The organism is Nonomuraea sp. NPDC050227 (genome assembly GCF_044459705.1).
Lineage (GTDB): Bacteria > Actinomycetota > Actinomycetes > Streptosporangiales > Streptosporangiaceae > Nonomuraea.
Genome location: NZ_JBITJF010000001.1, coordinates 122,069 through 135,665, shown reverse-complemented (window position 1 = coordinate 135,665; position 13,597 = coordinate 122,069). Strand labels below are relative to the sequence as shown.

The 13,597-nt window shown below is 72.6% G+C and carries 15 protein-coding genes; 11 read left to right on the top strand and 4 right to left on the bottom strand.

Features of this window, described 5'->3' with window-relative positions:
* Nucleotides 1-33: 33 nt before the first annotated feature.
* Together ACIBK9_RS00790 and ACIBK9_RS00785 are read right to left on the bottom strand one after the other, a co-directional pair.
* On the bottom strand, nt 34-3,480 hold the full coding sequence (locus ACIBK9_RS00790) for a tetratricopeptide repeat protein (protein ID WP_397154118.1): 3,447 nt from the start codon (nt 3,478-3,480) through the stop codon (nt 34-36).
* Between the two features lie 104 nt (nt 3,481-3,584).
* Nucleotides 3,585-4,277, bottom strand: coding sequence for a winged-helix domain-containing protein (locus ACIBK9_RS00785; protein WP_397154116.1), 693 nt, complete (start codon nt 4,275-4,277; stop codon nt 3,585-3,587).
* Between the two features lie 176 nt (nt 4,278-4,453).
* Here ACIBK9_RS00785 and ACIBK9_RS00780 point away from each other — a divergent pair, with 176 nt between their 5' ends.
* From ACIBK9_RS00780 to ACIBK9_RS00735, 10 genes are all read left to right on the top strand, one after another.
* On the top strand, nt 4,454-4,705 hold the full coding sequence (locus tag ACIBK9_RS00780) for a MoaD/ThiS family protein (RefSeq protein ID WP_358289389.1): 252 nt from the start codon (nt 4,454-4,456) through the stop codon (nt 4,703-4,705).
* Nucleotides 4,706-4,777: 72 nt separating this feature from the next.
* Nucleotides 4,778-5,443, top strand: a complete 666-nt coding sequence (locus tag ACIBK9_RS00775) for a DUF2993 domain-containing protein (protein ID WP_397154114.1) — start codon at nt 4,778-4,780, stop codon at nt 5,441-5,443.
* Between the two features lie 37 nt (nt 5,444-5,480).
* A complete protein-coding gene (locus ACIBK9_RS00770) occupies nt 5,481-5,993 on the top strand; it encodes a sigma-70 family RNA polymerase sigma factor (protein ID WP_125643242.1) in 513 nt (170 codons plus the stop codon).
* Complete coding sequence (locus tag ACIBK9_RS00765) at nt 5,990-6,808, top strand: anti-sigma factor family protein (RefSeq protein ID WP_397154112.1); 819 nt, start codon at nt 5,990-5,992, stop codon at nt 6,806-6,808. The genes ACIBK9_RS00770 and ACIBK9_RS00765 overlap by 4 nt, the downstream gene beginning before the upstream one ends.
* Before the next feature lie 28 nt (nt 6,809-6,836).
* Nucleotides 6,837-7,295: a thioredoxin family protein gene (locus ACIBK9_RS00760; RefSeq protein ID WP_358289383.1), complete on the top strand. Its 459-nt coding sequence runs from the start codon at nt 6,837-6,839 to the stop codon at nt 7,293-7,295.
* Nucleotides 7,296-7,469: 174 nt separating this feature from the next.
* Entirely contained in the window at nt 7,470-7,883 is a 414-nt protein-coding gene (locus ACIBK9_RS00755; RefSeq protein WP_397154110.1) for a DUF4395 domain-containing protein, read from the top strand.
* Complete coding sequence (locus ACIBK9_RS00750; RefSeq protein WP_358289377.1) at nt 7,880-8,719, top strand: sulfurtransferase; 840 nt, start codon at nt 7,880-7,882, stop codon at nt 8,717-8,719. The genes ACIBK9_RS00755 and ACIBK9_RS00750 overlap by 4 nt, the downstream gene beginning before the upstream one ends.
* The gene (locus tag ACIBK9_RS00745; RefSeq protein ID WP_357706203.1) at nt 8,719-9,021 is read left to right on the top strand and encodes a DUF1416 domain-containing protein; all 303 of its coding nucleotides are present in this window, start codon (nt 8,719-8,721) and stop codon (nt 9,019-9,021) included. The genes ACIBK9_RS00750 and ACIBK9_RS00745 overlap by 1 nt, the downstream gene beginning before the upstream one ends.
* Before the next feature lie 104 nt (nt 9,022-9,125).
* Nucleotides 9,126-9,686 (top strand): RNA polymerase sigma factor, encoded by a 561-nt coding sequence (locus tag ACIBK9_RS00740; protein ID WP_397154107.1) that lies wholly within the window; start codon nt 9,126-9,128, stop codon nt 9,684-9,686.
* Complete coding sequence (locus ACIBK9_RS00735) at nt 9,683-10,435, top strand: methylated-DNA--[protein]-cysteine S-methyltransferase (RefSeq protein ID WP_397154105.1); 753 nt, start codon at nt 9,683-9,685, stop codon at nt 10,433-10,435. The genes ACIBK9_RS00740 and ACIBK9_RS00735 overlap by 4 nt, the downstream gene beginning before the upstream one ends.
* Here ACIBK9_RS00735 and ACIBK9_RS00730 read toward each other — a convergent pair.
* On the bottom strand, nt 10,411-10,965 hold the full coding sequence (locus ACIBK9_RS00730; RefSeq protein WP_387679403.1) for a helix-turn-helix domain-containing protein: 555 nt from the start codon (nt 10,963-10,965) through the stop codon (nt 10,411-10,413). The two genes, ACIBK9_RS00735 and ACIBK9_RS00730, sit on opposite strands and share 25 nt — an antisense overlap.
* Before the next feature lie 225 nt (nt 10,966-11,190).
* Here ACIBK9_RS00730 and ACIBK9_RS00725 point away from each other — a divergent pair, with 225 nt between their 5' ends.
* On the top strand, nt 11,191-12,432 hold the full coding sequence (locus tag ACIBK9_RS00725; protein WP_397154103.1) for a hypothetical protein: 1,242 nt from the start codon (nt 11,191-11,193) through the stop codon (nt 12,430-12,432).
* On the opposite strand, the gene ACIBK9_RS00720 is transcribed toward ACIBK9_RS00725, so the two are convergent.
* Nucleotides 12,419-13,597, bottom strand: coding sequence for a hypothetical protein (locus ACIBK9_RS00720; RefSeq protein ID WP_397154101.1), 1,179 nt, complete (start codon nt 13,595-13,597; stop codon nt 12,419-12,421). The genes ACIBK9_RS00725 and ACIBK9_RS00720 overlap by 14 nt on opposite strands.

Genomic DNA, 13,597 nt, shown 5'->3' with positions numbered 1-13,597 from the left:
CACTTTCGAGATTTCCCGACTTTTAGCGGTCTTTCAGGAGAGCTCCCGCAGCTCCTGCGCCGCCCGCCGGCCCTCGAAGACGTCCCCCACCTCGTCCAGCGTGCGCACCGCCTCGGCCAGATGGGCCACCGCCGCCTCGCGGTCCCCGAGCCTGGCGGTGATCAGGCCGAGCGCCCTCAGCGCGCATCCCAGGTCGCGCCGCGTCCCGCACTCCAGGTGCACGTCCCTGGCCTGCTTGGCGTGGACCAGCGCCTCCTCGGCCCGGTCCAGGTCGAGCAGCACCATGGCCAGCGTCGTGAGCGCCGCCCCCCACCGGTCCCTGGTGCCGGTCACGTGCTGCAGCTCGACGGTCTCCACGGCGTACTCCAGGGCCGCCGCGGGCTCGCCCGCCGCGTGGAGCGCGTGCGCGATCGACAGCAGCGCGCTGGCCCTGCTGTCGCCCGTCTCCTCCCGGATCGCCAGCGAGGCCCGCGCCGCCCGCACCGCCGGCTCGTGCCGCCCGAGCGACAGGTACGTGTAGGTCAGCGTCTCCTGCACGTCGGCCTCGGCTCGCCGGTTGCCCAGCCCCTGGACCAGGTCCAGCGCCTCCAGCGCGTACACGAAGGCCACCTGGGGCAGGCCCTGGCGGCGGCGCACCCGGGCCAGCCGGTTGAGCATGCGGGCCTCGACGGGCTCGTCGCGGATCACCCGGCTGATGACGAGCGCCTGGTTGAGGTAGTCGTCGGCGCGCAGGTAGTCCGACAGCCGCCAGTGCACCACCCCGATGTCGCCGAGCGTCTCGGCCTTGCCCTGCTCGTGGTGGAGCTCGACCTGCACCGCGAGCGCCTGCTCGTAGCAGGCCAGCGCCTCGTCGTAGCGCGAGCCGTTGCGCGCGATGCGGCCCAGCGCGCACAGCGCCCGCCCGCACCCGTGCTGGTCACCGGTGGCCGTGTACCCGGCCAGGGCGCGTTCGGCGTCGCGGCGGGCGTCCTGCTGCAGCCCGAGCTGGTCGTAGATCTCGGCCAGGCAGAGCAGCGTCTCGGCCTCGGCGTGCTCGTCGCCCAGCTCGTGGCAGATCGACAGCGCCTCCAGGCCCTCCGACAGCGCCGCGTCGGGCTCGCCCAGGCTCCGCCGCACCCGGGCCGAGATGATCATGCTCTGCGCGGCGCCCCTGCGGTCGCCCAGCTCCTCCCGTACGCGCCGCGCCTGGCCGGCGTACCGGAGCGCCAGATCGTTGCGCTCCTGCGACAGGTGCAGCCGGGCGAGCGTGTGCAGGCACTTCGCCACGCCGGGCAGGTCTCCGATCTCCCGGTGCACCTCCAGCGCCTCGCCCGCGCGGCGCAACGCCTCGTCCCTGTTGCCCGCGATGCCGTGCACCTCGGCCAGGTCGTTGAGCGCGCGGGCCAGCCCCGCGCGGTCGCCCAGCGAGGTGAAGTCGGCCAGCGCCTCGCCGATGAACCTGGCCGCCAGCGTGGACGGCCCGATGTCGCGGTGGATCGAGCCGAGGTGGCTGCGCATGAGCGCGACGGCCCGCCGGTCGCCCACCTGGATGGCCGAGGTCAGCCCGGCCTGCTGCACCTCCAGGTTGTTCTCGTAGTACCGCAGCCGCCTGAACGGCTCGAACACCGCCTCGGCGAGCTGCCAGGCCATCCCGTACGCCCCGCTCTCCTCGGCCAGCCGCACCGCCGAGACCAGCGACCGCCGCTCGGCCTCGAACCACTCGCGCGGCGTGTCCGGACCGGTCGCGACCGCCAGGTAGTGGTCGAGCAGCCGCACCCTGGCCTCGCGCACCCCCGCCTCGGCGTGCCTGCCCAGCTCCCTGGCCTGCCACTTGACCAGGTCGTGCACCCGGTACCGCGACCCCGGCAGCGGCTCGACCAGGTACGCCCGGTGCAGCCCCTCCACCGCCGCGACCGCCTCGCCCACCGGCACGCCCAGCGCCGCCGCCAGCACCTCCGGCGCGAAGTCCCGCCCGGGAAGCAGCCCGACGTGCCGGAAGGCCCGCCGCTGCGCGGGGCTCAGCGACTCGTACGCCAGGTCCAGCGCCGACCTGAACGCCTCCTCCGGGTCCCCGGCCAGCGGCCGGTCCGGCGTACGCAGCTCGGCCGCCCGCGCCCGCACGCTCAGCCCCGGGTCCTCGGCCAGCTTGGCCGCTGAGATCCGCAACGCGTACGGATGGTACGAGCACACCCGGGCCAGCTCGGCCAGCGCGTCCCGGTCGGCGGCCCGCGGCGAGCCCTCGCCGAGCACCGACACCAGCAGCGCCACCGCGTTGCCCGGGTCGAGCACCGACAGGTCCATGAGGTCGGCGTGCCCGGTGGCGCGCAGCGGCGCCATCCGCGTCCTGCTGGTCACCAGCACCACGCAGTCCTTGCCGCCCGGCAGCAGCGCCCGCACCTGGGCCGGGTCGGCCGCGTTGTCCAGGACGAGCAGCAGCCTGCGCCCGGCGATCCTGCTGCGGTAGAGCAGCATCAGCTCGGCCTCGTCGGAGGCCGGCATGTGCTCGCCGACGCCGAGCGAGCGCAGGATCTGCCCGAGCGCCTCGGCCGAGCTCATCGGCGGCTGGGTCGGCGAGTGGCCGCGCAGGTCGATCATGATCTGGCCGTCGGGGAACCGGTCGGCGTGCAGGTGGCCCCAGTGCGTCACCAGCGCGGTCTTGCCCACGCCGGTCAGGCCCTGCACGACCATGGTGTTCGTCCGCCGCGGCCGGTCCAGCCAGGCCGTGAGCAGGTCGAGGCTCTGCTGGCGGCCGGTGAAGTCGGACACGTCGGCGGGCAGCTGGCGCGGCTTCGGCAGCTCGCCGACCGGCAGCGGCCCGGCCTGCGCGCCCGGCCGCGTCAGGAACGGCGTCACCCGGCCGCGCCACGGCTCGGACAGGTGCTCCCAGGCCCCCGCGGCCTCGCGCAGCGCCACCGGGTCGGCGATCCGCAGCCTCCGGTACCCCAGCCGCACCAGCCAGCCGCGCCTGACCCACTGCGTGAGCTGCCGCTGCACGACGTCGGGCGCGCTGCCCACGAGGTCGGCCAGCGTGTCCCCGGACAGCGGCGGCGCGGCGGGGGAGGCCAGCTCGTACCGCTCGTCCAGGTGCAGCAGCCACACGGCCAGGCGGGCCGCGACCGGGGCCCGGGCCAGCGCCTCGTGCCTGCGGGCCGCCAGGTTCCTGGCGAACAGCTCCTGGACGAGCGCGGTCGCCACGGCCGGACCCGCCGAGGCGTGCTCGCGTAACCGCCGCAGGTCGATGGGCCAGGCCCGGACGTCGGTCAGGGCGTCCACCTTGACGCGCTCGCCCGGGCTCCAGAAGGCCAGCTCGCCCACCAGGTCGCCGGGGCCGCGCAGGTCGTGCACGACCTCCCGGTCGCCGCCGGGGACGTGCTCGCGGGCGTACCCGTGGTCGATCAGGTGGACGCGGTTGACCGGGCGCACCGGCGAGCAGATCAGCTCGCCGCGGCGGAAGAGACGGAGGCTCGTGCCCTCGTCCACGAGCGACCTGAACAGACCCACGCCGCCACCACCACCAATCTTGGGGACGGCGGTGTCCTCGACATGACAGGTTGGAAACAGTCCCAACGACAAAGTGTCACATCAGGCGAACACGGGTCAACGGATCACACGTGCGCCGAATCGCTCCGGTCGGGCACGAACCGGTAGCCGACGTTGCGGACGGTCCCGATCAGCGACTCGTTCTCGGTGCCGAGCTTGGCGCGCAGCCGCCGGACGTGCACGTCGACCGTCCTGGTGCCGCCGAAGTAGTCGTAGCCCCAGACCTCCTGCAGGAGCTGGGCGCGGGTGAAGACCCGGCCGGGGTGCTGGGCCAGGTACTTCAGCAGCTCGAACTCCTTGAACGTCAGGTCGAGCACGTTCCCGCGCAGCCGCGCGGTGTAGGTGGCCTCGTCGATCGACAGGTCGCCGCTGCGGATCTCGTCGGGGACGTCCTCGGCGGTGGCCTGCGACCTGCGCCCGGTCGCCATGCGCAGCCGCGCCTCCACCTCGGCGGGGCCGGCGGTCTCCAGCAGCACGTCGTCGACCCCCCACTCGGCGGTCATCGCGGCCAGGCCGCCCTCGGTCACCACCACCAGCAGCGGGCAGTCGATGCCCGTGGTGCGGATCAACCGGCACAGGCTCTTGGCCTGCACGAGCTCCTTGCGCGCGTCGACGACGACGGCGTCGGCGGGCGGCGTGTCGATGAGCGCCGACGCCTCGGCCGGCGAGACCCGCACGGAGTGGAGCAGCAACCCCAGCGCCGGCAGCACCTCGGAGGACGGCTCGAGGGCGTTGGTCAGCAGCAGCAGGTTGCTCATCACGGCCTCCTCTAACACACAAGGACCCGGAGGCGACGTCGCCCAGGTCCTGTACGCGAGGATATCCCACGGCTTAGTCGCGTCCATTGCGCGTCCACCAGGTGAACAGCGGGCCCTTTGAAACAAGCGTGTTAAGGGCGTCGCACAATAGACCGAAGGCGATTGTGAGGCAACGCATGGCCACAGGAAAAGTACGTTATTGGGCGGCGGCCAAGGAGGCCGCCGGAGTCGCGGAAGAGTCGTTCGAAGCGGCGACTCTTGACGAACTGATGACCAAAATCACACAGGACCGGGCCGAGCTCGCCCGGGTGGTCGGCCGTTCGTCGTTCCTCGTCGACGGCGCCCCCGTGGGCCGGCGCGCCCACGACACGGTGGTGCTCGGCGAGGGCGTCACGGTGGAGGTGCTGCCGCCCTTCGCCGGCGGGTGATCGACGGCTCCGGCGGGGAAGGAGACCGCCGGATCGATAGGCTCGACACCCCCGCCGACGACAGGGAGCCCCATGCGCAAGCTGATCATCTTTCTGATCGTGCTGGTCGTCCTCTTCGTCGTGGTCGACCGCGTCGCGGTGGCCGGGGTGGAGCGTGACCTGTCCAACCGGATCGCCGCCGCCACCAACCTCAGCGACACCCCCAAGGTGACGATCGAGGGCATCCCGTTTCTCACTCAGGCCGTCTCGGGGCACTATCCCGAGGTACGGTTCGATCTCGGCACCCTCACCTACGGAGGCGTGCCGGTGAAGAACCTGCGCGGCGTCGCCTACGACGTGACCGCCCCGCTGTCCGACGTGCTGCAGAACCGTGCCGACGTCCGGGCCGGGCGGGTCACCGTGAGCGGCGAGCTCACCCGGGCCACGATCGACAAGCACGCGCCCCGGGGCATCAAGATCAGCGGCAACGGGCGGCGGCTCGTGGCGTCGGGAGAGGTGACGGTGGGGGTGCAGAAGGTGCAGTTCACCGCGGAGATGCGGGTCGACGTGGCCGACGGCGCCATCAGGCTCCAGGCGGAGAAGATCCAGGGCGTGCCCGACCAGCTCGCCCACTTCGTCACCTACACGATCCCGTTCAAGGGCGGCCTGCCCTTCGACGTGAAGATCACCGGGGTCAAGAGCGTGGCCGACGGATTGGAGTTCTCGGCCGAAGCGTCTGACGTGCCGATCCGTGGATGAGCCTGAACCGCTGCGGCCCCCCGTACGTGATGAGGGCGTGAGCGCAGCAGGCACCGCGGACGAGGAGCTCGTACGCACCCTCTTCGACGAGCACGCCGGGCCACTCTACGGGTACGTGCTGCGACTCACCGGTGATTCCGGACGTGCGGAGGACGTGGTGCAGGAGACGCTGCTGCGGGCCTGGCGGCACCCCGACGCGCTCTCCGGCCGTCCCATCCGGGCCTGGCTGTTCACAGTGGCGCGTAACCTCGTGGTCGACCAGCACCGCGCCAAGAAGGCCCGGCCGCAGGAGACCGGCGACGAGGCCCTCGCGGTCCTGCCGGCCGACGACGAGCTGGAACGGGCGGTCGAGTCGTGGGCCGTGGCCGAGGCGCTGGCCGCGCTGCGGCCCGAGCACCGCGAGGTGCTGCTGGAGGTCTACTACCGGGGGCGATCGGTGAAGGAGGCGTCGGCGACGCTGGGCATACCGCCAGGCACGGTCAAGTCGCGCACCTACTACGCGCTGCGCGCGCTCAAGCTGGCGCTCGAAGAGCGGGGGCTGGCGCCGTGACGACCTGCGAAGAAGTGCGCATCGCCATGGGGGCGCACGCCTTGGGCGCGCTCGAACCCGACGAGGCGCTGGAGATCGACAACCACCTGGCCACCTGCGAGACCTGCGGCGCCGAGCTGCTCGAACTCGAAGGCGTCGCCGCCTTCCTCGGCAAGGTGTCCGAGCGCGACGTCGAGCTGGTGGCCAGCCCGCCGCGTCAGGTGCTCGACCGGCTGCTCAACGCCCGCGCCCGGCGCCACCGGCGTGGCCGGGTCATGCTGGCCGTGGCCGCCTCCGTCGCGGTGATCGCCGTCGGCGGCACGGTCTGGAGCGTCACCCGGCAGGACGTCACGCAGCAGACCGCGGCCGCGCCCGCGCCCGCCCCCCAGTCCTCGGCGGCCGCGAAGTCGCCGGAGACCGAGGGCTTCGTCGCCAGCGACGCCGCGCCCGACGCCCAGCTCAGGAAGGCCCTGCCGACGCCGAGCACGATGCCCACGACGGCCCTGAGCACCACCGGCGACGGCCGGGCGTTCAAGGGCGAGAACCGGGCCAAGGACTACTACGCCACGGTCTACGCCCTGCCCGCCGACGGGCGCACCGAGCTGCTGGTGACCGTGCGGAACGTGCCGGTCGGCACCGCCTGCAGCCTGGCCGTCTACGACGACAGGGGGCGGCGCGAGGTCGTCGGGAGCTGGACCGTCAGCCGCGAGAGCTACCGCGAGGAGACCGTCTTCCAGATGGCGACGCCGGTGCTCATGCGGCGCATCGACCGCTTCGAGGTCGTCGACCGGCGGGGACGCGTCCTGGTGGACGTCGCCGGCCCGGCCAGGAAGTAATCGCGGCCGCCCGTGGTTGGCACCTGAGGTGACGGGTCTGTGGATCGCGCTGGCGACGCTGGCGCTCGGCACGGTGATCGGGGTGGTACGTCTGCGCCGCGACGGACGGGTGCGCGCGGCGGCCGGGGAGCGGCTGACCGCGGACATGCTGGGCGCCGCCATGGGCGAGCGGGCCACGCTGGTGCAGTTCTCGACCGCGTTCTGCCAGCCCTGCCGGGCGACCAGGCGGGTGCTGGCCGAGGTGAGCGCGCTCGTGCCCGGGGTGGCGCACGTGGAGATCGACGCCGAGTCCCGGCTCGACCTGGTGCGGCGGTTCGACGTCATGCGCACGCCCACCGTGTTTGTGCTGGATCCGTCAGGCAACGTGGTCAAAAAGGCCTCTGGCCAGCCACGGAAGGCCGACGTGCTGGCCGCGCTGGCGGTCGCGATCCCCTCCGGGGAGTCACGGCCGTCTCACGAACTGTCTCAGAACTCGGACGAGATGTGACAGATGGCGAGACGACGAGTAGGGTCGTCGCTATGAACCCGTCGACAGAGCTGCTCACGAAGCGGCGCGCGGTTGATTTCTGCCGCGTAGCCACCGCGCTCTGTCGCGCTGCCTGAGGACGGTCACCGCGGACATCTGGTCCGCCCCATCCGACCCCTTCAGGAGCATCCTGCGATGCGTGCTGATCCCAGAGCGCTGCGCTTCGGCGCGGCCGTCACCACCTTGGTCCTCGCTCTCGTCCTCGTGACGGGGAGCGCGTGGCTGCTCGCCGTCCAGGCGGTGGTCTTCGCGCTGGGAGTCGCGCGCCGCTCGCCGTACACGATGCTCTTCAAGGCGCTCGTCAGGAGCGCTCCGAAGGAGACCGAAGACGCTCGCCCGCCGCGGTTCGCGCAGGGGGTGGGGCTGCTCTTCGCGGTCGCGGGGCTGGCCGGGTTCGTCACCGGGATCACGCCGCTGGCCCTCGGGGCCACGGCCGCGGCTCTCCTCGCCGCCTTCCTCAACGCAGCCTTCGGATTCTGCCTCGGCTGCGAAACGTACCTGCTCATTCGCCGTCTACTGCCCGCCGCCAAAATGGAGGTTTCCCAATGAGCCGCTCCGCCGCCCTGGTGGACGCCGACTGGGTCGAGGCCAACCTCGACACGCCCAACGTCGTACTCGTCGAGGTCGACGAAGACGTCAGCGCCTATGACAAGGGCCACATCCGTGGCGCCGTGAAGGTCGACTGGCGGCAGGACCTGCAGGACCCGGTCCGCCGCGACTTCGTGGACAAGACCGGTTTCGAGGCCCTGCTGTCGGACCGCGGCATTTCCAACGATGACACCGTCGTGCTCTACGGCGGCAACAACAACTGGTTCGCGGCCTACGCGTACTGGTACTTCAAGCTCTACGGCCACCAGGACGTCAAGCTGCTCGACGGCGGGCGCAAGAAGTGGGAGCTCGACTCCCGCGAGCTGGTCCGCGACGTGCCCGAGCGCGCCAAGACCCAGTACGTCGCCCAGGAGCAGGACACCGCGATCCGCGCCTTCCGCGACGACGTGGTCTCCGCGATCGGCAAGCTCAACCTGGTCGACGTGCGCTCGCCCGACGAGTTCACCGGCAAGCTGCTCGCCCCGGCCCACCTCCCGCAGGAGCAGGCCCAGCGCGGCGGCCACGTGCCCACCGCCCGCAACATCCCGTGGTCCAAGGCCGCGAACGACGACGGCACCTTCAAGTCCGACGACGCGCTGCGCGCCCTCTACGGCGAGGCCGGCGTCGACTTCGGCAAGGACACCATCGCCTACTGCCGCATCGGCGAGCGCTCGGCGCACACCTGGTTCGTGCTGCACGAGCTCCTCGACCAGGGCAACGTGAAGAACTACGACGGTTCGTGGACGGAATACGGCTCGCTCGTGGGCGTGCCGATCGAGCTGGGGGAGGCCCGCTGATGACCACTGCACAGGGTTGCGGAGCGCCGGAGCAGACCATCGCGCTGCCGGCCGGGATCGATCTGTCCAACCAGGCCGTCATCCAGGGCGTGGTGACGGGCGCCACCACCGCCTACGCGCGGTTGCTCGACCACTCCGGCGAGTTCACCGGTGAGGTCGTCGTCTCCGACGACGGTGTCTTCCGCTTCTTCGCCGCGCCCGGCGACTGGACCGTCCGCATCATCGCGGGCGGCGGCGTCACCCGCGACGTTCAGGTGGAGGCCCGGCTGGGTGAGGTCTCCCAGCTCGCGGTCGCCGTCTGAGCCCAGACAGCGCCGAGACGGGGCCCGTGTCCACACCGGACACGGGCCCCGTTCCCGTTCCGGGCGGGCGCAACGAAACCCGGCGCGGCGGTGTTGTAGAGGGCGTGAGTGGAACCGACTGTCTCGACCCGGTGCGCAAGGCGCTCCTCGACGACCTCGACGAGGGCTTCGCCGAGCTGTACGCCGCCCACCGCGGCCTGGTCTTCTCGACCGCGCTGCGGCTGAGCGGGCGCTGGGCCGACGCCGAGGACCTCACCGCCGAGGCGTTCCTGCGGGCGTACCGGGCACTGGCCGGCTACGAGCCCGACCGCGTGGCCGCGCTGCAGCCGCGGGCCTGGCTGATGACGATCCTCATGAACATCTGGCGCAACTGCGCCAGGGCCAAATCCCGCAAACCGCCACCCGACCTGCGTGACGAGCCCGTGGACGAGCCGGACCCCGCCCAGGACGTCGAGGAGGCGGCGGTCCGCAGGGAGACCGGCGACGAGCTGTCGGAGCTGCTCGGTCTGCTGCCCGAGGAACAGCGGGCCGCCGTGGTGCTCAGGCACGTCGTCGACCTGCCGGTCAGCGAGATCGCCACCGTGCTCAGGATTCCGCAGGGCACGGTCAAGTCGCACGTGTCGCGAGGGCTGCGGCGGCTGCGCGAACTGGGAGGTGCCCGATGAACGACGATTCACTGCTGGCCGGGCTGGCCGCGCTGGCCACCGACGCCCCCGCCGGACTGCTCGACCGGATCGCCGCCCGCTGGGTGAGCGTGCCCGCGCCGATCGGCGAGCTGCGGGTGGCCTTCACCGACCAGGGCGTGGCCTACGTGCACGCCGGCGACGACTTCGCCGCCTCGTTCAGGAAACGGTTCGGCCGGCCGCTGCTGGCCGCCGACCGGCCGCCCGCGGGGCTGGTTCCCGCGCTGCGCACCGGCCGTCTGGGCAAGGTGCCGCTGGACCTGCGCGGCGTCAGCGGCTTCCAGCGTGACGTGCTCGACGCGGTCAGGACGATCCCGAGGGGCGAGGTCAGGCCGTACTCGTGGGTGGCCGAGCAGATCGGGCGGCCGCGGGCCGTACGCGCGGTGGGGACGGCGCTCGGCACCAACCCGGTGCCGCTGCTCGTGCCGTGCCACCGGGTCGTCAGGTCCGACGGCGTGAGCGGCGACTACGTGTTCGGCTCGGCGGCCAAGGAACGGCTGCTGCTGGCCGAGGGCGTCGACCTGGACCGGGTGCGCGCGCTGGCCGGGGAGCGGGTGTTCTACCTGGCCAGCGACACCACCGGCGTGGTGTGCTTCCCGACCTGCCACAACGCCCGCCGGATCACCCCCGCGCACCGGCACGGCTTCCGCAGCGTCGCTCAGGCCAGGGCGGCCGGCTACCGGCCGTGCCGCACCTGCCGGCCCGCTCAGGCGGAGGGCTTGGTCGGGTAGCGCATCAGGAGGGTGGCGCGCACGACGTCGGGGCCGTGCGCGCGGTATCCGTGGGGGACGTCGGAGAGCCAGGAGATGTGGTCGCCCGGCCCGGCCGTGAGCGGCTCGTGGATCGGGCCGGCGCTGAGCGTGCCGGTGAAGACCGTGACGTGCTCGCTCACCCCCTTGTGGTGGGCGGGCGAGGTCTGGGTGACGCCCGGGGGCACGCGGACGCGGTAGAGCTCGTAGGTGACGCTGTCGTCCTCGAAGACCTCCAGCAGGTCGGCCTCGATGGCGGCGCCGCGCATGGTCCGCGGCTCGGGCGGCGAGTCGAGTATCGCCCCGATGGGCACGCCGAGCTGCGCGGTGATCGCCCAGAGCGTCTCCAGCGTGGGGTTGCGGGTGCCGGTCTCCACGCCGGACAGCGTGGCCTTCCCGATGCCCGCCCGCTTGGCGAGCTCGGACAGCGAGACTCCGCGCGCCTGGCGCAGCCGTCGCAGCCGGTCACCGACGACGGCGGGGTCCTGGTCGAACGCGGGCAGCGGCTCCATGACGCCATCGTGCCGCAAGGCTCGTCCGGTGTGACCGCCTCTCGGGGGCCGAATCGTCGTTTCCCGGATTTGCCACTGCTCAGGAGTGGCCTGGAGACACGCCGGCCACAGGCTGTCCACGGGTTGCGGCTGCGGCGTAAGGGACAGACCGCTACGATTCAGCAGATGTCCGGATCGACAGGTGTGATGGCGCCGCCCCGACCTGGGCCTACGCCGGCTCAGCGGATGCCGTCGCCGTACTCGCTGCCCCTGCACGCGCTGCGCCTCGCGGGGAGCTGCGCGCTGCCGCTGATCCTCTGGTACGCGGCGGGCCAGGTCGTGCGCTTCGTCCTGCTGTACGCCGCCACCGAGCTCGCCTACGGCGACCTGCGACAGCTCCGGCTGGTGGGCACGGTCACCTTCCTGACCCTGATCGTCCTCGCGGCGATGACGGTCACCACGGGCATGCTCTACACCCTGCGCGGCGCGCTGTGGGAGATGCGCGCGAGGCGGGAGGAGGGCGTCGAGGACGAGCGCTTCTTCCGGGTGCTGGACCGGGTGGCGCCCGCCTTCGCGGTGCTCTACCTGTCGTGGGGCTGGCACGTGGAGGACGCCCGCGCCCTCCAGCAGATGGACCTGAACCACCACTTCTACGACATGCAGTCGGCGGCCTGGTTCGGCGAGGAGACCCACGTCGGCAAGGGCCTCACCGACCTCGACTGGCGGGTCTCGCTGGGCGCGATGGTCGTGCTGTTCGGCCTGAAGTGGCTGTTCGCCAAGCTCGTGGAGCAGGGCAAGGGCAAGCTGTACGGCTTCGGCGCCGCCTTCTCCGAGTTCGCCTTCGTCTTCTACGGACTGAACGCCACCGTCGCCATCGCCGGGCTGCGCTCGGACTGGGTGGAGCACCGCAGCGTGGTCGCCGGCACCAACGACCTGCTGGAGCAGGCGGAGAAGAGCGTGCCGCTGTGGAAGACGGTCACGGACGCGGTGAGCGACTTCTGGCCGTTCTTCATCGGCGGCGTCGCCGTCCCGCTGGCCTGGCTGACCGTGGCGATGCTGGTGTTCGGCGCCTACTCCGACGAGACCCGCAGCCTGGTCAAGGGCACCCGGTTCGAACGGGGCGTGGACCGGCTGGAGGACAGCCACGACCTCACCAAGAGGTCGTTCGACCAGCTGACCGGCGGCTTCCGGGACCGCTGGCTGCCGCTGGCCAACTCGCTGCGGATGATCGCCAAGGGCGGCGCGCCGCTGTTCGGCATGATGTGCCTGAGCTACGTCGCCCTCACCGTGGGCGCCGAGTACGCCGAGCGCGCCGTGGTGACGCTCGTCGGCTCGCAGGCCGAGTGGGTGTGGGCGTACAAGCAGGGGCCCGTGACGTTCGTGCGCGGGCTGGTCGTGACCGTGCTCACCATGGCGCTGCTGGCGGCCACGTACGACCTGGCCGCCACGCGGGCCCGGCTCAAGGGCGAGCCGCTCAGCGACGTGTGAACCGCAGCACGTCCGCCTCCGGCTTGCCGGCCTTCTCCCGTTTGAAGTAGTCCGCCGTCGGGGTGTCGGAGCGGTAGTCGCTGACCCTGAAGGAGAGCTCGACCTCGTCCGCGACCGGCGCCGGGACGATCGCCATGCCCTCGAACTTGTACTCCTTGCCCAGCTCCAGCCGGTCCGTCGGACGGTCGCCCGGGGTGAACTCCACCGTCCAGGTCCGGCCGGCGCGGTCCTCCAGCTTGGCCCTGTCCGGCGGGGCGGTCATGGTGGCGCTGGACTCGTCGAGGAGCTTCTGGGTGATGTCCACCTTCAGCCAGGTGACCTCGGGGCCGTGCTTGCTGCCCTCGGGGGCCTGGACGGCCTTCAGGGCGGCCCGCCACTCGATGTCGTGGACCTTCCCCGACTGGCCGGGAGCGACGGCGACCTCGTTGATCTTGATGCCGTCGGTGATGGTCGTGTCGTAGAAGCGGTAGCCGTCGTAGGTGTTGAGGCCCATGGCGAGGACGGAGGCCACGGCGGCGCCCACGGCGACCAGGATCAGCCGGCCGCGCCTGGGCGGCCGGGCGTCCTGCGGGGCCGCCGGCGGCTGCTCCACGGGCGGTACGGCGGCCGCGGCCGGGGGGCGCTGGGGGGACGGCATGGCCATGCCGGGCCGGATGGCGGGCAGAGGCTGGGTGCTGCCTCCTGAGGACTCGCGGGGGGCCGGCGGCCACACCTGCTGGTCCGGATGCACGAACCGCCCCCGCCCGGGCCCGCCGGGCAGCCCAGGGCCGGGCTGCTGCGCGCCGCCACGGCCGGGAGGCCGCGCGTCGTGACCGGGAGGCGCCCCCGCGGGGCCGGCCGGGGGAGCCGCGTGGCCGGAGGGAACGGGGCCCGAGGGGGCGGGGCCGTAGCCGGGAGGCGGCGTGGGACGGGTCGGCGGCGGGGTGGCGCGGTCGCGCGGCGAGCCCGTACGCCGGCGTCTGGGCCGGGCGGGCAGCGGCGTCTGCGGCGCAGGCGGCATCGGCCCCGCCGGGGGCGGCTGCTCCGTCTCGGGTGGAGGGAAGGCCGGAGCCCCCGGCGGGGTCACGGGCGCCGGGGGAGGCGGGAAGGCCGAGGGGGCCGGGGCGGGGTCCTCGGAGTGGTGGTCGTTCCTGGGGGCGAACCAGTCGCGCTCGTTCGTGCTCAC